This is a genomic window from Roseovarius sp. SCSIO 43702, from assembly GCF_019599045.1.
GTDB lineage: Bacteria > Pseudomonadota > Alphaproteobacteria > Rhodobacterales > Rhodobacteraceae > Roseovarius.
On the sequence record NZ_CP080623.1, the window covers coordinates 1,797,050 to 1,817,090 of the forward strand.

Sequence of the window (20,041 nt, forward strand, 5' to 3'; positions counted from 1 at the left end):
TGTCTGGCCCGGCACATCAATCAGGTGTGATTGAGTAGTGACAATCCCCGATGATCGGAGTAAACGCGGGCCGAGAGAGGGCCAGTAGTCTGGAGAGAAATCATCATGATGACAACGGACACGGCGGTTGAGGAGGAGACCAAGATGAAGTCCGAGGTGTTTCTGCCGGAGGATTACCAGCCTGTCGAGGACGAACCGTTCATGAACGAGCGGCAGACCGAGTATTTCCGCCGGAAACTGCTGACCTGGAAGGCCGAGATCCTCGAGGGCAGCCGGGACACGATCGAAGGACTTCAGGACGGCACCCGCGCCATTCCCGACGTGGCCGACCGCGCGAGCGAGGAGACCGATCGCGCGCTGGAGCTGCGCACGCGGGACCGGCAGCGCAAGCTCGTCGCCAAGATCGACCAGGCGCTGCGCCGGATCGAGGACGGGGAATACGGATATTGCGAGGTGACGGGCGAGCCCATCAGCCTCAAGCGGCTCGATGCGCGTCCGATCGCCACGATGAGCCTCGAGGCGCAGGAGCGTCACGAGCGCCGCGAGAAGGTGCACCGCGACGACTGATCGCGCGGCACGCGAGAATCGGGAGCGCCGGGGCGGAAATGCCCCGGCGTTTTCATGAGGAGGCCATGACGGAAGCGACGGGTGCGATAAGGGGACGGCGGATCATCGTCGTGGGCGCCGGGATCGGCGGACTTGCCGCGGCGGCCGCGCTGGCGCGGCGGGGAGCCGATGTGACGGTTCTCGAGCAGGCGGAGGCGATCCGCGAGGTGGGCGCGGGCCTTCAGATCAGCCCCAACGGCGCCGCGGTGCTGCGCGCGCTCGGGCTGGCCGAGGACGTGGCGGCGCAATCTGTCAGGGCCTCGGGCGTCACGCTCTGCGACCATCGCGGGGGCGAGGTCACCACGGTCGACATGCGGGGCCGGGACTTTCACCTTTTCCACCGCGCCGACCTGATCGACCTGCTGCGTCGTGCCGCGCTGGCCGAGGGTGCGCGTGTGCTTCTGCTTCAGAAGGTGCGGGAGGTGCGGCCGGGATGCGCGCCGCGTATCGTGCTGGCCTCGGGCGCCGAGATGGGCGCCGACGTGGTGATCGGGGCGGACGGGCTCAACTCGGTCACGCGCGCGGCGCTCAACGGTGTGGTGGCGCCCTTCTTCACCGGGCAGGTGGCATGGCGGGCGACGATCCCCAACGAGACCGGGCGGCGCGATGACGTGCGCCTGCACATGGGGCCGCATCGCCACCTCGTCAGCTATCCGCTGCGGCAGGGGCGGCTTCTCAACCTCGTGGCGGTGCAGGAACGCGCTGCCTGGGCCGCCGCAAGCTGGAGCCAGACGGACGATCCGATGGTGTTGCGCGCCGCCTTCGCCGATTTCGGCGCGGATGTGCGCGGGATGCTGGAGCGGGTCGAGACGGTCAATCTCTGGGGGCTGTTCCGGCATCCGGTGGCGCCGTTCTGGCACGCCGAGGGCGTGACGCTTCTGGGCGACGCGCTGCACCCGACGCTTCCCTTCATGGCGCAGGGGGCCAACATGGCGCTGGAGGATGCGTGGGTCCTGGCGCGCGCGCTGGCCGAGGCCGGGACGCCAAAGGCGGCTTTCGCGCGGTACCGGACCGAGCGCGAGACGCGCGTGCGCCGGATCGTGGATGCGGCGACGGGGAACGCGCGCAAGTACCACCTGGCCCTGCCGCCGGTCCGGTGGGCCGCACATGCGGGGCTGCGTCTTGCCGGCCGGTTGGCGCCGGGCGCGATGATGCGGAGCCTCGAGTGGATTTACGGCACGGACGTGACGCGCGACGGGTGAACGGGCCGCGACAGGAGATGCCGCGAGGCGGGGCCGGGCCGTGCCGCGGCCCGCGCGCGTGGCTCAGTTCGTGAGGTAGGGCATCGGGTCGAGGCTGTCGAAGCCGTCGCGCACCTCGAAATGCACCGCCGAGGCGCCGGAGCTGCGCGCCTTGGCCAGGGCCTGCCCACGCGAGACCTTCTGGCCGGTTTTCACGCTCACGTTGTCCACGTTGGAATAGACCGTCAGCAGGTTGTTGGCGTGTTTCACGACGACGATGGGCGTGCCGTTCGTATCCTCGGTGATCGCCGCGACGACGCCGCTGTCGGCGGCCTTGACGGATGCGCCGGGGCTTGCGGCGATGTCGATGCCGTCATTCTTGCCCTTGGCGTATTCGCGCACGATGTCGCCCTGCACGGGCATCGCCATGCGCGTGGCCCTGGGTGTGGCCTTGGTCTGTTCCTTCGAGAGGTCCGGGGCGTCGGCGGCCTGGGTGCCGGCTTTCGGCTTGTCGAGGGTGGCGACGGCGACGGTATCCTCCTTGGGCAAGGGCTTGGCGGCGCTTGGCGGCTCGGGCGTGGGAGAACCCGCCCCGGGCGCCTCGGAGGCATCGAAGGAGGCGCGCGTCTCGCCGGGGAGGGCGACGGGGATCAGGAGATACTGTCCCTCGCGCACCGAGAAGTCGGGGCCGAGACCGTTCCATTCGGCGAGGCTGCGGATGGAGACGTTGTAGAGCCGTGCGATGGTGTAGGCCGTTTCGCCGCGCGCGACCTTGTGGCGCGTGGGCTCGACCCCGCTGGTTCCCGAGGGCAGGGGGGTGGTGGTCACGGGTGCGGAGGAGGCGTCGGCGCGCGCGATGGCGCCGCCCGCGACGCTTTCGATGTCCACGCCGCCCGGCTTGATCGGGCCGCCGGAGGGTTCGGCCACCCGTCCGGGCAGCGCGATCACCTCGCCCTCGCGGAGGGTGTCGCCGGTCTTGATGCCGTTGTAGCGCGCAAGCTCGGCCGGGTCCGCGCCGATGCGGGCGGCGAGGCTGCCCAGCGTGTCGCCGCGCCGCGCGACCGCGACCTGGTAACCCGGATAGGAGATGATGCCGCGCGCATCGGGGTCGGGCCGGTCGGCGGTGGCCTGCCGGACGGCCTCGGACGTGCCGCCGCTGGAGCCGCCGCGCAGGTCGAGATCGAAGGGTTCGCTACAGGCCGTGAGGGCCATCCCGGCCACGCCGGCCAGAAGAAGGCCCCGTTTCGCTTTGAAAGTCATCGCTCGTATCCTCATTCACGTGCCCTCCTGTCCCGAGGGTCAAATCCGTCCTTCTTCGCAACGCGCGGCGTCACGTGTCGCGCCCCAACCCCTCGAGCAGGGGCACGAAGCGCACCGGCATCAATTCGTCATAGTCGAGGCCTGTCTCGGTGCGCGTGACCCTGATGAGACGTTGCACCGCGTCCGACTGACCCACCGGAAGCACCATGATACCGCCGATTTTCAATTGCGCCAATAGGGGGCCGGGCGGATCCTCGGCGGCGGCGGTCACGAGGATGCGGTCGAAGGGCGCCTGTTCGGGCAGGCCGTGGCTTCCGTCGACGGTCCGGCTGGTGATGTTGGTGAGGTCGAGTTCTCGGAAGAGCTCGCTCGCCTCGCGCACGAGGCGGCTGTGGCGGTCCACCGTGTAGACCCGCCGTGCCAGCACGCTGAGGATCGCGGCCTGGTAGCCCGAGCCGGTCCCGATCTCGAGCACGGTGTCGCGCGCGCCGACCCTGAGCGCCTGCGTCATGAGCCCCACCACCGAAGGCTGCGAGATGGTCTGGCCGCAGGCGATGGGCAGGGGCGTGTCGTCATAGGCGCGGGTGGCGAAGTATCCACGCACGAAGGGCGCGCGGTCGATCTTTTCCATGGCCGCCAGCACGCGCTTGTCCGTCACGCCGCGCGAGCGCAGCGCGAAGAGGAACTGCATCTTGCGTTCGGCGGTATCGGGGTCCGGTTCGTTCATTCGATCGTCTTGAGCGCCTCGAGCGCGTCATGGGCGGTGAGATCGGCCCGCATCGGCGTGACCGAGATATAGCCCGCGAGGTTCACGTCGGCGTCCGAGCCGGGCGCGGTGGGCTGCTGCTGCGGCGCGCCGGTGACCCAGAGGAAGCGGCGCCCCGAGGGCGAGAGCTGTGGCTTGACGCCGAAGCCCATGTCGCGGCGGAAGCCTTGCCGTGCCGCGCGCATCCCCCTGACCTCGCCGCCCGGCACGGGGGGGAAGTTGACGTTGAAGAAGATGCCGTAATCGTCGTTGCCCCAGAGCGCCGCGTCGAGGATGCTGCGGCAGGTGGCGAGCCCGTGCTGGCGCGCGGCCTCCCAGACGTCATCGAGATCGCGGTTGCCGGGACCGAAGAACTGGCTGAGCGCGATGGCGTTAACGCCCTGGAGCGCGGCCTCCATCGCGGCGCCCACGGTGCCGGAATAGACCGCGTTCTCGGCCGCGTTGTTGCCCCGGTTCACCCCGGAGAGCACGAGGTCGGGCGGCGTGTCCTTCATCACGTCATGGATCGCCGCGATCACGCAGTCGGCCGGGCTGCCCTGCGCTGCGAAGCGGCGTGGCCCCAGCTCGGAGATCATCATGGGCTGCGTGTAGGAGATGCAATGCCCGACGCCTGATTGCTCGAACGCGGGCGCCACGCACCACACCTCGCCATCCGGCCCCGCGAGGCCGGAGGCGATGTCCTGAAGGACATCGAGCCCCGGCGCGTTGATGCCGTCGTCGTTGGTGATCAGGATGCGCATGATGGGCCTTCCGCCAGAACCGTCTTCATCTGTCTATCGCCCCGGCAGGCGCGCGACAAGCGGGGCGCGCGCGTGCGATCAGACCAGCCCCTGCAACAGGCGCGCGGCCTCGTCGGCGGGTGGCGTGAGGGCATCGCGATCCTCGCCGGGGTGGAAACGGGCGCGGATGGCGGTGGGCATCGGCCTGGGTTCGAGGATGTGGACATGCGGCCCGGTCCGCGGCGTCTCGGCCTGCCACGAGCGGGCGAGGGCGATCTGCGCGGCCTTGGTCGCGCCGTAGGCCCCGAAGAATTTCTCGCCGCCCCTGGGATCGTCGAGAAAGACCGCGTGGCCCGTCTCGCCCAGAAGCGGCGACAGGAACGGGATGAGCGTTGCCGTCGCCGTCACGTTCGTCGCGACGGATTTCTCCATGTCGCGGGCATCGAGATGCGCAGTGGGCGCGAGAGGCGCGGCATGGATCGCCGCGTGGATCCAGAGATCGAGCTTGCCCCAACGGTCGTAGATCGACCGGCAGAGCTGTGCCATGGCGTCGGTATTGGTCACGTCCATGGGCGCGAGCGTCGCCGCGCCGCCCTTGGCCTTGATGCGGTCGTCAAGCTCCTCGAGCGCGCCCACGGTGCGGGCCACCGCGACGATGTGGTGGCTGGTGCAAAGCCGTTCGGCCATGGCCGCCCCGAGACCGCGGGAGGCGCCGGTGACGAGGGCTATCTTCGTGTCATTCTGGGTCATGGCCGGCAAATCCCATCCGGCGGAGGAATAATCAAGCGCGTTCCTTGACAAATTCGCGGCTGCGGCAAAAAACCGTCACGGACACACTCAACATGAGGAGAGCGGAGAACATGACCATCGAAACGACGCAGCGGCGCATCGCGCGCCAGGGGGGAGCGGTCCGCGCCGCGGGGCTCGTCCTCGGCGGGTCGCTCCTGATCGCGGCCGCGGCACAGGTGAGCGTGGGCTGGCCGGTGCCGATGAGCCTTCAGACACTGGCGGTCCTGGTGGTGGGGATGAGCCTCGGCGCGCGGCTAGGCGCGCTGGCGGTCGTGGCCTACCTCGCCGAGGGGGCGATGGGCCTGCCGGTCTTTGCCAACGGCATGTCCGCGCCCGCGCTGGCCGGCCCGACGGCGGGGTTCCTCTTCGGCTTCGTGGGCATGGCGTATCTCGCCGGGCTGGCGGCGGACATGGGCCTTGCGCGGCGGCTGGTTCCGGCGGCGCTTTGCGCGGCGGCGATCTCGCTTCTTCTCTACGGGCCTGGCCTTGCGTGGCCCGCGCTCGTCATGGGAAAGACCCTGCCCGAGCTGTGGGGCGGCTGGATGGCGCCGTTCCTGCTGGGTGACGCGATCAAGGCGGTACTCGCGGCGATGATCGTCTGCGGCGGCTCCGCGCTTCTGGGCCGGCTCCGCGGCTGACGCGGGGACCGGGGCGGCCCCTGCTGGCCCGCCCCGGCCTTGCCCGGCGGGCCGTGGCCCCCGAAAGACCATTGCAATATCCCCAATTCGTCTAAAACGCGCCGCATTTCGCGGGCAATCCTGTCTTCGATCAAAAGGGCGTGAAAAGCCCAAGGAGGACAGTGATGAAACCCGTTCGTATCTTTGCCGCGCTTCTGCTGGGCCTCGGCCTGAGCGCATGTGCCGCGACCGAGACCGCGACCCGCAACGCGTCGCTCATCGCCGATGCACCCGCACCCGCGGCCGCGTCGATCCGCGTCGAGGAGGTGACGGTGAGCGTGCCGCGCAGCCTCAAGGTGTCGGAAGCCAACCGTTACTTCCCCGGCGGCGACATCGTCTGGCGCGAGGACGGCCCGGGCGATCGCCATGTGCAGGTGCAGAAGATCGTCGAGGAGGCGATCGGTGCCGGCGTCACGGGGCTCGACGGGGCGACACCGGTCGACCTGCATATCGAGATCACCCGCTTTCACGCGCTGACCGAGAAGGCGCGCTATACCACCGGCGGCGTGCATGACATCGAGTTCATGGTGACGCTTCTGCATCCCGAGACGCATCAGCCGCTCGGTCCGTCGCATCACGTGGATGCGGGGTTCAAGGCCTATGGCGGACAGAAGGCCATCGCGGCCGAGGCGAAGGGCCTCACGCAGAAGGTGCGCATCAACCGTCATCTCCAGGGAGTCATCCGCGACGAACTGACCAAGGCCGGCGGACACAAGCAGGCAAGCCTCGGGGTCTACAAAGTCTTCGACTGACCCTTCCGCACGGGCGCGAAACGAATTAAGGGGACGGCCATGACGCCGTCCCCTCTGCCCGTGATCCGCCTGAAACCCAAGACCGACCCGCGCCGTATCCGGCACGGGTTTCCGTGGGTCTACGACAACGAGATCGTGACGGACCGTCGCACGAAGGCCATCCCGTCCGGGGCGCTGGCCGTGCTCGAGGATGCCGAGCGCGGGACCCTGGGCCTGGTCGCGGTCAATCCACGCTCGCGCATCTTCGCGCGAATGCTTGACCGCGACACGGGCGCCGAGATCGGCGAGGACTGGTTTCGGGTGCGGCTCGCGCGGGCGTTGGACCTGCGGATGCGGCTCTTCGATGCGCCCTTCTACCGGCTGGTCCATGCGGAGGCGGATGGTCTGCCCGGCGTGATCATCGATCGTTTCGGCGACGTGGCCGTCATTCAGCCCAACACGGCCTGGGCCGAGGCGCATCTGGGGGCGCTGGCCGCGGCGCTGGCCGGGGTGACCGGTATCGGAACGATCCTGAAGAACGCAGGCGGATGGGCGCGGGGCCTCGAAGGGCTCGACGACCAGAGCGCGGTGTTGCACGGCGTGGCGCCCGACGGGCCGGTCGAGGTGCCGATGAACGGCGCGGTCTACATGGCGGACCTGCTGGAAGGCCAGAAGACCGGGCTGTTCTTCGACCAGCGGCCCAACCATGCCTTCGCCAAGGGGCTGAGCGAGGGCGCGCGGGTGCTTGACGTCTTTTCGCATGTGGGCGGCTTCGGTCTGGCGGCACTTGCGGGCGGTGCTGCGCGGGTGCTGGCGGTGGACAGTTCGGCCCCCGCGCTGGCGCTGGCCCGCGAGGGTGCCGCGCGGATGGGGGCCGAAGGGCGGTTCGAGACCCGCCAGGGGGATGCGTTCGACACATTGGCGGCGCTGGCCGATGAGGGCGCGGCATTCGACGTGGTGATCTGCGACCCGCCCGCCTTCGCGCCGACGAAGAAGGCGTTCGACCGCGGGTTGCGGGCATATGAGCGGATCGCGCGGCTGGCCGCGCCGCTGGTCGCCGAGGGCGGGATCCTGGGCCTGTGCTCGTGCTCGCACGCGGCCGACCTCGGGGCGTTCCGGCAGGCAAGCGTGCGGGGCATCGGGCGCGCGGGGCGCGAGGGGCGGCTCTTGCACACGGGCTTTGCCGGGCCGGACCACCCGATGCATCCGCAACTTGCCGAGAGCGGGTATCTCAAGGTGCTGTTCTTCGCGCTATGAGGGCGCTTCTGGATACTTGCGTGATCTATCCCACGGTGATGCGGCAGGTCCTGCTGCGCGTGGCGGCGCGGGGCGCGTTCACGCCGCTATGGTCGGCGCGGATCATTGCCGAATGGCAGCGCGCGGCGGCGAAGCTGGGCCCCGAGGGCGTGGCGCAGGCCGAGGCGGAGGCGGCGCTGCTGAGGGCCGAGTGGCCCGATGCGGAGGTGTGCTATCCGCCCGCGCTCGAGGCGCGGCTGTGGTTGCCGGATGCGGCGGATACGCATGTGCTGGCCGCGGCGATCGCGGGATCGGCGGACGTGATCGTGACGCTCAACGCACGCGATTTTCCGCGAAACATCCTGGCCGAGGAAGGGGTGAGCCGGGCGGATCCCGATGCGTTCCTGATGGGGTTCCACGAGGCGCGGCCGGCGCTGGTGGCCGAGGCGGCGGCCGAGGTGCTGGCCGAGGCGCGCCGGATGACGGGCGAGGCGTGGGAGATGCGCGCGCTGCTCAAGAAGGCGCGGCTGCCGCGGCTGGGCAAGGCGCTGGGATAGGCGCCGGGTAGGGGATGCGGTGCGACGCATGTTTTCCCGAAACCCGACACAATCCCGCCGGGATCGCTTGCCAGTTTGTCGTGACATGCAGCTTGCGGAGTTCCATGGCGTGCGGGATTTCTTCCTTTCCATTCATGTATTCGCCTTGCGGAGCCTGGGCGTCCTCGGCCTTGGCCTTGCGCTGAGTCTCGCGCTCGGCTTGCCCGGTGCCGTCGCGCGGTGATCACCTGCTCTTTCCGACGCTTGTCTGCCTTCCAGCGATCCTCGCGGCGCTGGTCGGCGTTTGGCCGCGCCTCACGCCCGCCTGGGTCGCGCGGCCGAACCGCGTGGGGCCGGCGCTCGGCCTCTTCTTCCTCGCCGGGATCATGATGATACCGCTGGTCATGCTGGCCTTTTCGGCCGTGATCGCCTGGAACATCGAGGAGCCGTTTTCGAGGGGATTGGCCATGTTGGCGGCGGCGTCACTCGCGCTTCCCGCGCTGGTGGTTCAGTGGCTGGGCCTTGTCCTGGGATGCTGGCCCGATGATGACGCGCCGCGCGCCGCCGTGCCGCCGGCCACGCCGAGGGTGCCGGCGGCCAGCACGGAGGATCTGCGCGCGCTGCGGCTGTCGCGGATGGGTGGCTGAGCCCGCGACGGGGCGGCGTCAGGGGCCCTCGACGCCCCAGCGCTGCTCCATCTTCTCGATGGCCGCGATGCGCTCGTCGGTCTTGGGATGACTCATGAGCCAGGCGGGCATGGCCCCGCCGCGGGACTGGGTGAGCGCCTCGAGCTTCCTGAAGAGCGATTTCTGCGGGGCGGTGCCGATCCCGGCCCGGGTGAGGAGCGCGGCGGCGTAGGCGTCGGCCTCGTACTCGTCCGAGCGCGACAGGCGCGCGGCGAGAAGCGAGGTGAGGCCGTTCGCGATCCAGATGCCGATCCCCGGGAGGAAGCGCGACAGCAGCATGGCGAGCGCGGCGCGCATGGCGTTCTGGCCCGAGAAGTCGATCATGCGTTTGCGGGTATGGCCGAGGGCGACGTGCCCCAACTCGTGCGCGATCACCGAGGCGAGCTCGTCGGCGCTGACCTCGCCTTGCTGGAACTTGCGGTAGAAGCCGCGCGTGATGAAGATGCGCCCGTCGGGCGCAGCGAGGCCGTTCACGGGGTCGATCTCGTAGATGTGGACGCGGATGCGGGGCAGGTCGAGCGCGCGGGCCAGCCGATCGGTCATGCGCTTGAGCAGGGGGTCCGCCAGCTCGGTCGAACGCGCGTCAAGCTCGCGCCGGGTGCGCCAGACGGAGAAGCGATACATCGCGACCGCGTAGGCGATGGCGAGGATGATCGGCATGAACTTGAGCATGGACCAGATATGGGATGCGCGGGGCGTGGCGGCAAGCATGATCCGGGAACACGCGGCATTTCCGTTGCACGCATCGGAGCGTGATGGTCAGGCCGCGGGTTCGAGCAATGCGCGGCCGTTTCGCAGGTGGCGCGCGGCCAGGTTCCTGGCGCGCCGCCCCTCGGCCAAGGGGCGGGCGGGGGGCATCCTGTGGGAGCCGGACAAGAGGTCGGGGAAAAGCGCCGCGATCTCGCGCAGCGTGTCGGGATCGAAGACATACGCGGCCTCGGTGCCGAGATAGAGGCTTTCACAGGGGCTTTGCTCGGCCGACAGGACGTGGTGGGCGTCGAGCAGGAGATGGTGATAGCTCAGGCCCGGGAGCGCCACTTGCGAGATGCCGGGGCATCCGGCGAGCTTCTTGACCGCGATCAGCACCTCGGGCGTCCCGAACATGCGGCCCGCGATGCGCGAGCGCACGAGGACGCGGTGCTGGGGCGAGAGCCAGAGGTCACGTGCGGGCAGGCCCCGTCCGAGCGCGCCGGCCTCGATGCGAAAAGGGTGCAGATGCGGCGCCGCGAGAAGTGTCGCGGTGTCGAGACGCACGCCGCCGGCCCAGCGGACGGGTTGTGCCCCCGCATCGCGGGTGAGAACGAGATCGCCCGCGCGCAGGGTTTCGACGGGGCGGGGGCCGTGATCCGTGTCGATCAGGGTGCCGGAGACGAAGCAGGGCGCGGCGCGCTGGCCCGGTTGCGGCCGCGTGGTCTCCCGGAAATCGCCATTGGAGTCGCGACGGAAGGCCGTCCCGTTCGGGGCATCGGAGGACAGGCTTTCATTGCCGAGATTGGTCGTGCCGCCGAAACCGGAGGGCGGCGGGAGAACGGTGAGCGGATCGCCGTAGGAGAAGCTGAGATATTCGCCTGTATTGGTGTCGAGAAGGTAGAGCGTGTCGTTCTTGCCGTGCTCGCCATCCTCGAGAAGCCCGGCATTGGTATTGTCGTCTGGCAGACCCGCGTCGAAGAACCCCGGCGGCGGGGTGCCGTCATACTGGCCGACGACGGTGGCGGTGCCGTTGGGGCCCAGCGCATCGCCCGGAGCGAAGTCATGGAGAAGTCCGCGTTTCGCACTCCAGATCTCGATCCCGTCGAGATCGAGCGGGCCGCCCCTGGCGGACTGGATCGTGATGAACTCGTCGGCCTTGTTCGCGCCCCCGTCACCATCGGTGTCGAACGCGTTGCTGCCGGCGTTGTCGGCGAGAAACTCGGTAAAGAGCAGCCCATTGGAGAGTTTGATGGCCATGTCGGCGAAATCCTTTCTCGTTCCTCGAGCCGTAGCGGAGAAAGGTGAAAGAACCCTTGAGGGCCGGCGCAACGACAGGGCGTGCGGTGAAGAAAATTCCTGCGAATTCCCTCTTGTCCCGTGTCAGCCCGAGCAGGAGGCGCCACCCAGGACGCAGAACTTGGCGCAGTGAGGATGGTTGAGCGACACGTCACGCTCGGCATCGGCCAACGTGGTGCCAAGTTCGAATTCGGGGTCATAGGGCAAAAGCGTGCAGGCCAGGACCGTGGGCGCCTCCGCGCCGCGGCGTTTCACGACCATGCGCGAGGAGGCGCACATCACGTCCGAGGGTGATTTTCCAAGAATGTCCCAGCAGGCGGTCGTGATCTCGGGCACTTCGACGGTGTCGTCTATTTCGGGAAAGAGGACGGTCATGCCGGGGTCCTGCGCGTCGATCTCGAAGCCGTGCGCCGCGAAGAGCGCCGCGAAGCCCGCGCGGGCCTCGGCCTCGCTCTCGTTCCAGATGGTGCGTCCCGCGACGGCCATGCGCGCGCCCGCGTCGCGCAGCCAGATCATCCCGTCGAGGGTGCGCCGGAAGGTTCCGGGTCCGCGCATTTCCTCGTGCATGGCGGGCGACCAATGGTCGAGCGAGACCCGCAGGGTGAGCCGGTCGCCGAACTCGTCGATCAGCCGGGCGAGGGGCCTTGCGACCGATTTGCGCTGCATCGGGCGCATGGCGTTGGTTAGGATGAGCACCTCGAACCCGCGCAAGAGGGCGGTGCGGGCCATGGCGCACATGTCGGGGTTCATGAAGGGCTCTCCGCCGGTAAAGGCGATTTCGCGCACGGGCCAGCGCCGTTCGGCGATCTGGTCGAGATATTCGCTCACCTCGGCCTCGGTGATGTAGACCAACCGGTCATTCGAGGGCGAGCTTTCGATATAGCAGTTCACGCAGGTGATGTTGCAGAGCGTGCCGGTGTTGAACCAGAGCGTCCGTGGGGTGACGAGCGAGACATGCGCGCGCGGCTGGCCATCGGCGGTGATGTGCGGGTCTAGGAACTTGCCGCCGTTGGCGCAGTTGGTCGGGGTGTCTTTCATCGTTGCTCCGGCCTTCCAGTCGGTTTCGCGCTCTGCTGCTGCCATACGGACCTAGATCCCCCGCCTGCACAAGAAAAGTCCGCACGGCGAGGGCTGACGCCATTGTGAACGCAAGAGGGCGTGCTAGTCTCGCCCCCAGAGGGGTGCGGAGCCGCGCCCGGTGAAGGGGAGCCCATGGTCTCACGCGTCATCCCGGTCGAACCGTTCGACCTTGTCATCATCGGGGGTACCGGCGACCTGGCGCGGCGCAAGATCCTGCCGGCGCTATACCGGCGATTCGTGGCGGGGCAGATCGAGAAGACGAGCCGGATCATCGGCGCCGCGCGCTCGGAATTCGACGTGGAAGGCTATCGCGACTTCGCGGCGGAAGCGATCGGCGAGTTCACCGACGAGGACGAGGTGCAGCCCCGCAAGCTCGCGGCTTTCCTGAAACTCGTGGATTACGTGACGCTCGACGCGAAGGGTGAGACCGGCTGGGCGGACCTGGCCGGGAAGGTGCATGAGGACCGCATCCGCGCCTTCTATTTCTCGGTCGGTCCCAGCCTTTTCGGGGACCTGGCCAAGCGGCTCCACAAGCACGGGATGGCCGATGCCGAAAGCCGCATCGTCGTGGAGAAGCCGTTCGGGCACGACCTCGCCTCGGCGCGTGAGCTCAACCGGACGCTGGCGCGGCATTTCGACGAGCGGCAGATCTACCGGATCGACCATTACCTCGGGAAGGAGACAGTGCAGAACCTGATGGCGATCCGGTTCGGCAACATGCTGTTTGAGCCGCTGTGGAACAGCCAATACGTGGATCACATCCAGATCACCGTGGCCGAGCGCGTGGGTGTGGGCACGCGGGGCGGGTATTACGACCGCGCGGGCGCCATGCGGGACATGGTCCAGAACCACCTGATGCAGCTTCTGTGCCTCATCGCGATGGAACCGCCAGCGAAATTCGATCCCGACGCGGTGCGTGACGAGAAGCTGAAGGTCATCCGCGCGCTGGAGCACGTCAAGCCCGAGAACCTGGTGCGCGGCCAGTATGACGGGGATGGCACGCATCCCGGCTATCGCAACGAGGTGGAGAACCGCGACAGCACGACCGAGACCTTCGTGGCGCTCAAGGCGCATGTGAGCAACTGGCGGTGGGCGGGCACGCCCTTCTACCTGCGCACCGGGAAGCGGCTGCGCGAGCGGACGAGCGAGATCGCCGTGGTCTTCAAGGACGCGCCGCATTCGATCTTCGACGCGGATGCGGGACGGCATCACAACATCCTCACGATCCGGCTTCAGCCCAACGAGGGGATCGAGCTTGGCGTCACGATCAAGGAGCCGGGGCCGGGAGGGATGCGCCTTGTCGACGTGCCGCTCGACATGAGCTTCGCCGAAGTTCTGGGACCGGACGAAGCGGATTTTCCCGACGCCTACGAGCGGCTCATCATGGACGTCATCCGGGGCAACCAGACGCTCTTCATGCGCGGGGACGAGGTCGAGGCGGCCTGGGCCTGGACCGACCCGATCATCGCGGAGTGGCAGGCGGCGGGCGAGGCGCCCCAACCCTACGATCCCGGTGGATCGGGACCGGAGGAGGCGCTGTTCCTCATGCACAGGGATGGCCGGCGTTGGCGGGAGATCAAGCCATGAACCTGATAGAACATACCGATTCCGAGATGATGGCGCTGGCGGTCGCGAACCGGCTGGCGGGCGATCTCAACACCGCGCTCGAGACGCGGGACCGCGCGCTTCTGGTGGTGCCGGGCGGGAGCACGCCGGGGCCGATCTTCGACGTGCTCTGTGCGGCGCGACTCGACTGGGGGCGGGTGGTCGTGACGCTCAGCGACGAACGCTGGCGGCCCGAGGCGCATATCCGGTCGAACACGCGGCTCATCCGCGAGCGGCTTCTGGTGGAGCGCGCGGCAGAGGCCGAGTTCGTGCCGCTCTACAAGCGGACCGAGACACCCGAGGAGGCGATCGAGGAACTGGCTGCCGGGCTTGAGCCGCACCTCCCGGTGTCGGTGCTGTTGCTCGGGATGGGGGCCGACATGCACACCGCGTCGCTTTTCCCCAAGGGCGACCGGATCGAGGAGGCGATGGGGCGGGATGCGCCGATCCTCGTGCCGATGCGGGTGGAAGGAGAGCCGGAACCGCGCGTCACGCTGAGCGCGCGGGTGCTGAACGACGCGATGTGCAAGCATCTCGTCATCACGGGGGATGCGAAGCGCGGGGCGCTGATGCGCGCGCAGGCGTCGTCGCCCCTCCAGGCGCCGATCGCGGCTTTCCTCGAGGACATGGACGTGCATTGGGCGGCGGAATGAGCGGCGTGCCCGACAACGTTCGCGCGCTGGCCGAGGCGGCGCGGGCCCGCGGCATCCGGCCGCTCTTTGACGACAAGGACCGCGCCGAGACCTTTTCGGTGCGTTTCGACGGGATGGTCTTCGATTATTCGAAGACGCATCTCGACGCGAAGGCGCGGACCGCGATGACGGGCTGGGCAACCGCGGCCGGTGTCGAAGACCGGCGCGCGGCGATGTTCGCGGGCGCGCCCATCAACGAGACGGAGGGCCGCGCGGTGCTGCATACCGCGTTGCGGAACCTCTCGGGCGGGCCGGTCGAGGTGGAGGGGCGCGACGTCATGCCCGGCGTGCGCGACACGCTGACGCGGATGCAGGCCTTCGCCGAGGAAGTGCGTGCGGGCCGGTTCGAGGGGGCGGGCGGGACGATCACGGACGTGGTCAATATCGGGATCGGCGGATCGCACCTGGGCCCGGAGATGGCGGTGCGTGCCTTGTCGCCATACCACGACGGACCGCGATGCCATTTCATCGCGAACGTGGACGGCGCGGATGCGGCGGACGTGCTGAAGGGACTCGATCCGGGCCGGACGCTGGTCATCGTGGCGTCGAAGAGCTTCACCACCATCGAGACCATGACCAACGCGGCGACGGTGCGCGATTGGATGGCGGACACCGTGACCGAGCCCGTGGCGCAGTTCGTGGCGCTCTCCTCGGCGCTGGAGAGAACGGCGGAGTTCGGCATTCCCGAGGCGCGGGTCTTTGGGTTCGAGGATTGGGTCGGGGGGCGCTATTCGATCTGGGGGCCGATCGGGCTGTCGCTGATGCTGGCGATCGGACCGGAGCGCTTCACCGAGCTTCTGCAGGGCGGGGAGGCGATGGACCGGCATTTCCGCGCGGCGCCGATGGCCGAGAACATGCCGGTGATGCTGGCGCTGACGGGGCTCTGGCATCACCAGGTGTTGGGCTTTCCGACGCGCGCGGTGCTGCCCTACGACCAGAGGCTCGCGCGGCTGCCGGCCTATCTTCAGCAACTCGAGATGGAGAGCAACGGCAAGAGGGTGACGATGGAGGGCGAGGCGCTCGCCGTGGCTTCGGGGCCGGTCGTCTGGGGCGCGCCGGGGACGAACGGGCAACATGCGTTCTACCAGTTGATCCACCAGGGCACGCAGGTCGTGCCGTGCGAGTTCATGGTCGCGGCGCAAGGCCACGAGCCGGAGCTTGCGCATCATCACCGGCTTCTGGTGGCCAATTGCCTGGCCCAGTCCGAGGCGCTGATGCGCGGGCGCACGCCCGATGAGGCGCGGGCGCTGATGGCCGAGGCCGGATACGAGGGCGCGGAGCTTGAGCGTCAGGCGGCGCATCGGGTCTTTCCCGGCGACCGGCCCTCGGTCACGCTGGCCTATGATCGGCTCACCCCGCGCAGGCTGGGCCAGATCGTGGCGCTCTACGAGCACCGGGTCTTTGTCGAGGGGGTGATTCTCGGGATCAACTCGTTCGACCAGTGGGGGGTGGAACTGGGCAAGAAGCTCGCGGACGACATGGCGGAGCTTCTCGCGGGTGCTGCCCCGGTCGAGGGCAAGGACGGCTCGACCCGCGCGCTCCTGGAATTCATGCGCAAGACGGCCCGCTGAGAGCGGCCGATCGCGTCCGTGGGCGGGTTGTCGCCGTCTTGTCCCGCGTCATCCGCCGAATTCCGCGCATTTTACAAAATTGCTGGAACTTCGCGCTATCCGCTGCGTTTCTGACGTCGACACCGAAACGCAATGCGAAAGGATGGATGTCATGAAAAACTGGATTATCGGAGCAGCAGGGGCGGCAGTCATGACGCTCGGGGCATGTGAGAACATGACGACCAACCAGCGCACCGTCGCTGGCGCAGCGGGCGGGGCCGCGGCAGGCCTCATTACCGCCGAGGCGCTTGGAGCCGACAGTGACTGGAAACTGATTTCCGCGCTTGGCGGGGCCGCAGCGGGCACCGTGGTCGCGCAGAACAACCAGCGCAAGATCTGTGCCTATGCCCGCGGCGACGGCACCTATTACGAGGCGCCGTGCCCGTAAGACGTTCCCTCGCAGGGGGTTTCATGATGGAAGGGCGTGCGGGATCCCCGCACGCCCTTTTTCACTTTCACGCGCGCAGTATCGAGTTGCCTGCGTAGACGGCGCTTTCGCCGAGTGTTTCCTCGATGCGGATGAGCTGATTGTATTTCGCGAGGCGGTCGGACCGCGCGAGCGAGCCGGTCTTGATCTGGCCGCAATTGGTGGCGACGGCGAGGTCGGCGATGGTGGCATCCTCGGTCTCGCCAGAGCGGTGGGACATGACGTTGGTCATGCGCGCGCGGTGGGCCATCTCGACGGCGCGCAGGGTTTCCGTCAGGCTGCCGATCTGGTTGACCTTGACGAGCATCGAGTTGGCCGCGCCGTTGGCGACGCCTTCGGCCAGGCGGGTGGGGTTCGTGACGAAGAGGTCGTCGCCCACGAGTTGCACCTTGTCGCCGATCTCGCGCGTGAGGGCGATCCAGCCGTCCCAGTCGTCCTCGGCCATGCCGTCCTCGATCGAGATGATCGGGTAATCGGCGACGAGCGCCTTGAGATAGGCGACGTTCTCGTCCGATGAAAGCGTCTTGCCTTCGCCCGAGAGGTGATACCTGCCCTCGCGGAAATACTCGGTCGCGGCGCAATCGAGCGCGAGGTGGATGTCCTCGCCCGGCTTGTAGCCCGCCTTCTCGATGGATTTGAGGATGAAATCGAGCGCCTCGCGGGTCGAGGCGATGTTGGGGGCGAAGCCGCCCTCATCGCCCACGCCAGTGGCGAGGCCGGCGGTCGAGAGTTCCTTCTTGAGGGTGTGAAAGACCTCGGCGCCCATGCGGATCGCGTCGCGAATATTGTCCGCGGCGGTGGGCATGATCATGAATTCCTGGATGTCGATCGGATTGTCGGCATGCTCGCCGCCGTTGATGATGTTCATCATCGGCACGGGCAGGACGCGGGCCGAGGTGCCACCCACGTAGCGAAAGAGCGGCTGGGTACAGAAGTCGGCCGCGGCCTTGGCGGTGGCGAGGCTGACCCCGAGGATCGCGTTGGCGCCGAGGCGGGCCTTGTTGTCGGTACCGTCGAGCTCGATCATCGCCTCGTCGATGGCGACCTGTTCGGTCGCGTCGAAGCCCAGGAGCGTCTCGGCGATCTCGCCGTTCACCGAGGCCACGGCCTCGAGCACCCCCTTGCCCATGTAGCGTGCCTTGTCGCCGTCGCGCCGCTCGACGGCCTCGTAGGCACCTGTCGAGGCGCCCGAGGGCACGGCGGCGCGGCCCATCGTGCCGTCCTCGAGGATCACGTCCACCTCGACCGTGGGATTGCCGCGGCTGTCGAGGATTTCGCGGGCGTGGATGTCGATGATGATGCTCATGGGGTCCTGTCCTGAAAAATGCCTTTGGGTGCGCGCGTCCATAGCAAGGAACGGCGGAAAAGGGAACGCGGGCTGGTCGCGCTAACAGGGGCGGATGTTCACGATAACGGGGCCGTTCCGCCCGCGATCCGCGTCCGTCCGCGCCGGGCGAGGCGGCGTTCGCGGAGAATCGTGTAGATGCCCGAGCCGATGATCAGTGCCGATCCGAGATAGGTGAAGAGGTCAGGACGCTCGGCGAAAACGACGATGCCGAGGATGAGCGCGAAGAGCAGGCGGGAATAGCGGAAGGGCGACACGAATGAGACCTCGCCCACGCGCATCGCCGCCACCACGCCGTAATAGCCCGCGCAGCCGAAGCCGATCCCGAGGACGAACGCCCAGAGCGGAAAGTCCGGCGGCATGAGGGGCTCGCCCGTCACGAGGCAGAGGCCGACCCCCGCCGGAACGAGCGTTGCGAAACCGTAGGCCGAGATGATGCGCGACGTTACGGTCGCCGGAGTGAAGCGGGTGGCGAGGTCGCGCAGGGCGAGTGCGAAGACCGCGATCACCGGCAGGAGGGAGACCGGCGTGAACCCCGAGAGACCGGGGCGGATGATGAGCAGGACACCCGCGAAGCCGATGGCAATGGCGCTCCAGCGTCGCCAGCCGACGGTCTCGCCGAGGAAAAGCGCGGCGGCCAGCGTGATGGCGAGTGGCTGGGCCTGGAGGATGGCCGAGACCACCGAGAGGTCGGCGAGCGAGAGCGCGGTCACGAAGCTGAGCGCCGCGAGCAGTTCGCCCAGGTTGCGCAGCAGGAGCGGGGCACGCAGCGCGTCGCGCGGAAAGAGCCTGTCGCGACTGACCAAGGCGATGGTGGCGAAGACCGCCGTGCCACCGAGGCCGAAGAGCATGAGGATATGCCCCACCGAGAGCGTGAGGGAGAGATACTTGACGAAACTGTCCTCGATGGCGAAGCCCGCCATGGCCAGCACCATGAGAAGCGCACCGCGCAAATTGTCCATGCCGGGCCCTCCTCAGGCGTCGAGGGTCACCCAGATGGGCACGTGGTCCGACGGTTTCTCGCCGCCGCGGACGTGGCGGTCGATCTGGCAGTCTGTGAGCAGGTCGGCGCAGGCCGGACCCAGCAGGAAATGGTCGATGCGGATTCCGTGATCGCGGTTCCAGGCGCCGGCCTGGTAGTCCCAGAACGTGTAATGGCCGGGACCACGGGTGCGGGCGCGGAACGCGTCGGTGAGCCCAAGATTCACGATCCGGCGAAAGGCGGCGCGGGTTTGCGGCAGGGCGAGCGCGTCCTCGCGCCATGCCTCGGGGTTCTTCGCATCCTCATCCTGCGGAATGACGTTATAGTCGCCCGCCATGAGAAACGGCTCCTCGAGCGCGAGGAGTTCGCGCGCGCGGTCCTCGAGACGTTTCATCCATGCGAGCTTGTAGTCGTATTTCGGACCCGGTGCGGGATTGCCGTTGGGCAGGTAGAGGCCGCAGACGCGCACGGGCCGCGTGTCGCCCATGACGGTGGCCTCGATCCAGCGGGCCTGGTCGTCCGCGTCGTCGCCCGGAAGGCCGCGCGTCACGTCTTCGAGCGGGAGTTTCGACAGGATGGCAACCCCGTTGAAGCTTTTCTGGCCGTGGGTTTCAACGACGTAGCCGCGATCCTCGAAGGGTTCGCGCGGGAAGCCCTCGTCGACGGACTTGATCTCCTGCAGGAGGACGACGTCGGGCTGCGCCTCGTCGAGCCAGTCGCCAAGGGCGGAGAGGCGTGCCTTGATGCCGTTGATGTTGAAACTGGCGATCTTCATGAGACGTCCCCCTCCGGCCCGTTGCTTTCGTCTATCGCGCAGACGGATCGCGGGGGCAAGGGCGGGCGAATCGTGGAGCCGGTCGGGCCGTGCATTAACCATTCGCTAACCCTTTGTGCAAATACCCGCACAAGTTGTAACGGGGTTCCGTGCTGCTCGTCGCGGTATTTATCCACAGGTCAAAATTTTTTCCGCTCGAGTAGTGATGGCGAATGATCGGAGAAACTCAAGATACTGCAGCGTGATACCCGGCGAAGTTGAACGATTAAACTCGATGTGGATAAAATCAAAGGTGGAAATTCTTTCTAGACAAACACGCATAACGTGCAACCGTTTCAGGGTCTGCAACGCA

21 protein-coding genes are annotated in these 20,041 nt (G+C 68.0%); 11 read left to right on the forward strand and 10 right to left on the reverse strand.

Annotated elements, in window-relative coordinates; all coding sequences use genetic code 11:
• The first annotated feature begins 144 nt into the window (after positions 1-144).
• Both dksA and K1T73_RS08825 read left to right on the forward strand, forming a co-directional pair.
• Positions 145-567, forward strand: a complete 423-nt coding sequence (gene dksA / locus K1T73_RS08820; protein ID WP_220603681.1) for an RNA polymerase-binding protein DksA — start codon at positions 145-147, stop codon at positions 565-567.
• A 65-nt stretch (positions 568-632) separates the two neighbouring features.
• Positions 633-1,808, forward strand: a complete 1,176-nt coding sequence (locus tag K1T73_RS08825) for an FAD-dependent monooxygenase (RefSeq protein WP_220603538.1) — start codon at positions 633-635, stop codon at positions 1,806-1,808.
• A gap of 63 nt (positions 1,809-1,871) precedes the next feature.
• Here the strand turns inward: K1T73_RS08825 and K1T73_RS08830 are convergent, their stop codons facing one another.
• The 4 genes from K1T73_RS08830 to K1T73_RS08845 all read right to left on the reverse strand — a co-directional run bounded on the left by K1T73_RS08830 (position 1,872) and on the right by K1T73_RS08845 (position 5,282).
• Entirely contained in the window at positions 1,872-3,047 is a 1,176-nt protein-coding gene (locus tag K1T73_RS08830) for a LysM peptidoglycan-binding domain-containing M23 family metallopeptidase (RefSeq protein ID WP_220603539.1), read from the reverse strand.
• 70 nt (positions 3,048-3,117) lie between these two features.
• Positions 3,118-3,774 (reverse strand): protein-L-isoaspartate(D-aspartate) O-methyltransferase, encoded by a 657-nt coding sequence (locus K1T73_RS08835; protein ID WP_220603540.1) that lies wholly within the window; start codon positions 3,772-3,774, stop codon positions 3,118-3,120.
• On the reverse strand, positions 3,771-4,553 hold the full coding sequence (gene surE, locus K1T73_RS08840) for a 5'/3'-nucleotidase SurE (protein WP_220603541.1): 783 nt from the start codon (positions 4,551-4,553) through the stop codon (positions 3,771-3,773). The genes K1T73_RS08835 and surE overlap by 4 nt, the downstream gene beginning before the upstream one ends.
• A 78-nt stretch (positions 4,554-4,631) precedes the next feature.
• Positions 4,632-5,282: an SDR family oxidoreductase gene (locus K1T73_RS08845; RefSeq protein ID WP_220603542.1), complete on the reverse strand. Its 651-nt coding sequence runs from the start codon at positions 5,280-5,282 to the stop codon at positions 4,632-4,634.
• Between the two features lie 110 nt (positions 5,283-5,392).
• Here K1T73_RS08845 and K1T73_RS08850 point away from each other — a divergent pair, with 110 nt between their 5' ends.
• The 5 genes from K1T73_RS08850 to K1T73_RS08870 all read left to right on the forward strand — a co-directional run bounded on the left by K1T73_RS08850 (position 5,393) and on the right by K1T73_RS08870 (position 9,148).
• Positions 5,393-5,959, forward strand: a complete 567-nt coding sequence (locus K1T73_RS08850; protein WP_220603543.1) for a biotin transporter BioY — start codon at positions 5,393-5,395, stop codon at positions 5,957-5,959.
• A gap of 164 nt (positions 5,960-6,123) precedes the next feature.
• Positions 6,124-6,750, forward strand: coding sequence for a DUF6778 family protein (locus K1T73_RS08855; protein WP_220603544.1), 627 nt, complete (start codon positions 6,124-6,126; stop codon positions 6,748-6,750).
• A gap of 39 nt (positions 6,751-6,789) precedes the next feature.
• Positions 6,790-7,986 carry an RSP_2647 family RNA methyltransferase gene (locus K1T73_RS08860; RefSeq protein ID WP_220603545.1) on the forward strand — a complete coding sequence of 399 codons (1,197 nt, stop codon included), beginning with the start codon at positions 6,790-6,792 and terminating at the stop codon, positions 7,984-7,986.
• Positions 7,983-8,522: an RSP_2648 family PIN domain-containing protein gene (locus K1T73_RS08865; RefSeq protein WP_220603546.1), complete on the forward strand. Its 540-nt coding sequence runs from the start codon at positions 7,983-7,985 to the stop codon at positions 8,520-8,522. The genes K1T73_RS08860 and K1T73_RS08865 overlap by 4 nt, the downstream gene beginning before the upstream one ends.
• A 206-nt stretch (positions 8,523-8,728) precedes the next feature.
• Positions 8,729-9,148: a hypothetical protein gene (locus K1T73_RS08870; RefSeq protein ID WP_220603547.1), complete on the forward strand. Its 420-nt coding sequence runs from the start codon at positions 8,729-8,731 to the stop codon at positions 9,146-9,148.
• A gap of 18 nt (positions 9,149-9,166) precedes the next feature.
• Here K1T73_RS08870 and K1T73_RS08875 read toward each other — a convergent pair whose 3' ends face one another.
• The 3 genes from K1T73_RS08875 to K1T73_RS08885 form a co-directional block, all read right to left on the reverse strand.
• A complete protein-coding gene (locus K1T73_RS08875) occupies positions 9,167-9,859 on the reverse strand; it encodes a M48 family metalloprotease (RefSeq protein WP_220603682.1) in 693 nt (230 codons plus the stop codon).
• A gap of 87 nt (positions 9,860-9,946) precedes the next feature.
• A complete protein-coding gene (locus tag K1T73_RS08880; RefSeq protein WP_220600367.1) occupies positions 9,947-11,134 on the reverse strand; it encodes a Hint domain-containing protein in 1,188 nt (395 codons plus the stop codon).
• Positions 11,135-11,257: 123 nt separating this feature from the next.
• Positions 11,258-12,211: a radical SAM protein gene (locus K1T73_RS08885; protein ID WP_220600368.1), complete on the reverse strand. Its 954-nt coding sequence runs from the start codon at positions 12,209-12,211 to the stop codon at positions 11,258-11,260.
• Positions 12,212-12,385: 174 nt separating this feature from the next.
• Between K1T73_RS08885 and zwf the strand changes: the two genes are divergently transcribed.
• From zwf to K1T73_RS08905, 4 genes are all read left to right on the forward strand, one after another.
• A complete protein-coding gene (gene zwf, locus K1T73_RS08890) occupies positions 12,386-13,840 on the forward strand; it encodes a glucose-6-phosphate dehydrogenase (RefSeq protein ID WP_220600369.1) in 1,455 nt (484 codons plus the stop codon).
• Positions 13,837-14,511: a 6-phosphogluconolactonase gene (pgl, locus tag K1T73_RS08895; protein ID WP_220600370.1), complete on the forward strand. Its 675-nt coding sequence runs from the start codon at positions 13,837-13,839 to the stop codon at positions 14,509-14,511. The genes zwf and pgl overlap by 4 nt, the downstream gene beginning before the upstream one ends.
• A 5-nt stretch (positions 14,512-14,516) precedes the next feature.
• Entirely contained in the window at positions 14,517-16,121 is a 1,605-nt protein-coding gene (pgi, locus tag K1T73_RS08900) for a glucose-6-phosphate isomerase (protein WP_409077698.1), read from the forward strand.
• Between the two features lie 151 nt (positions 16,122-16,272).
• Complete coding sequence (locus tag K1T73_RS08905; RefSeq protein ID WP_220600372.1) at positions 16,273-16,548, forward strand: glycine zipper 2TM domain-containing protein; 276 nt, start codon at positions 16,273-16,275, stop codon at positions 16,546-16,548.
• 67 nt (positions 16,549-16,615) lie between these two features.
• On the opposite strand, the gene eno is transcribed toward K1T73_RS08905, so the two are convergent.
• From eno to xth, 3 genes are all read right to left on the reverse strand, one after another.
• Complete coding sequence (gene eno / locus K1T73_RS08910) at positions 16,616-17,893, reverse strand: phosphopyruvate hydratase (RefSeq protein WP_220600373.1); 1,278 nt, start codon at positions 17,891-17,893, stop codon at positions 16,616-16,618.
• Positions 17,894-17,991: 98 nt separating this feature from the next.
• A complete protein-coding gene (locus tag K1T73_RS08915) occupies positions 17,992-18,894 on the reverse strand; it encodes a DMT family transporter (RefSeq protein ID WP_220600374.1) in 903 nt (300 codons plus the stop codon).
• A 12-nt stretch (positions 18,895-18,906) separates the two neighbouring features.
• Positions 18,907-19,689, reverse strand: a complete 783-nt coding sequence (gene xth, locus K1T73_RS08920; RefSeq protein WP_220600375.1) for an exodeoxyribonuclease III — start codon at positions 19,687-19,689, stop codon at positions 18,907-18,909.
• Positions 19,690-20,041 lie beyond the last annotated feature (352 nt).

Coding starts and splice junctions, on each gene's coding strand:
- K1T73_RS08825 (WP_220603538.1), top strand. CDS start 633: ATGACGGAAGCGACGGGTGCGATAAGGGGACGGCGGATCATCGTCGTG.
- K1T73_RS08905 (WP_220600372.1), top strand. CDS start 16,273: ATGAAAAACTGGATTATCGGAGCAGCAGGGGCGGCAGTCATGACGCTC.
- K1T73_RS08885 (WP_220600368.1), bottom strand. CDS start 12,211: ATGAAAGACACCCCGACCAACTGCGCCAACGGCGGCAAGTTCCTAGAC.
- K1T73_RS08845 (WP_220603542.1), bottom strand. CDS start 5,282: ATGACCCAGAATGACACGAAGATAGCCCTCGTCACCGGCGCCTCCCGC.
- K1T73_RS08850 (WP_220603543.1), top strand. CDS start 5,393: ATGACCATCGAAACGACGCAGCGGCGCATCGCGCGCCAGGGGGGAGCG.
- K1T73_RS08880 (WP_220600367.1), bottom strand. CDS start 11,134: ATGGCCATCAAACTCTCCAATGGGCTGCTCTTTACCGAGTTTCTCGCC.
- K1T73_RS08865 (WP_220603546.1), top strand. CDS start 7,983: ATGAGGGCGCTTCTGGATACTTGCGTGATCTATCCCACGGTGATGCGG.
- dksA (WP_220603681.1), top strand. CDS start 145: ATGAAGTCCGAGGTGTTTCTGCCGGAGGATTACCAGCCTGTCGAGGAC.
- K1T73_RS08875 (WP_220603682.1), bottom strand. CDS start 9,859: ATGCTCAAGTTCATGCCGATCATCCTCGCCATCGCCTACGCGGTCGCG.
- K1T73_RS08860 (WP_220603545.1), top strand. CDS start 6,790: ATGACGCCGTCCCCTCTGCCCGTGATCCGCCTGAAACCCAAGACCGAC.
- K1T73_RS08855 (WP_220603544.1), top strand. CDS start 6,124: ATGAAACCCGTTCGTATCTTTGCCGCGCTTCTGCTGGGCCTCGGCCTG.
- zwf (WP_220600369.1), top strand. CDS start 12,386: ATGGTCTCACGCGTCATCCCGGTCGAACCGTTCGACCTTGTCATCATC.
- pgl (WP_220600370.1), top strand. CDS start 13,837: ATGAACCTGATAGAACATACCGATTCCGAGATGATGGCGCTGGCGGTC.
- K1T73_RS08835 (WP_220603540.1), bottom strand. CDS start 3,774: ATGAACGAACCGGACCCCGATACCGCCGAACGCAAGATGCAGTTCCTC.
- K1T73_RS08915 (WP_220600374.1), bottom strand. CDS start 18,894: ATGGACAATTTGCGCGGTGCGCTTCTCATGGTGCTGGCCATGGCGGGC.
- K1T73_RS08830 (WP_220603539.1), bottom strand. CDS start 3,047: ATGACTTTCAAAGCGAAACGGGGCCTTCTTCTGGCCGGCGTGGCCGGG.
- xth (WP_220600375.1), bottom strand. CDS start 19,689: ATGAAGATCGCCAGTTTCAACATCAACGGCATCAAGGCACGCCTCTCC.
- eno (WP_220600373.1), bottom strand. CDS start 17,893: ATGAGCATCATCATCGACATCCACGCCCGCGAAATCCTCGACAGCCGC.
- surE (WP_220603541.1), bottom strand. CDS start 4,553: ATGCGCATCCTGATCACCAACGACGACGGCATCAACGCGCCGGGGCTC.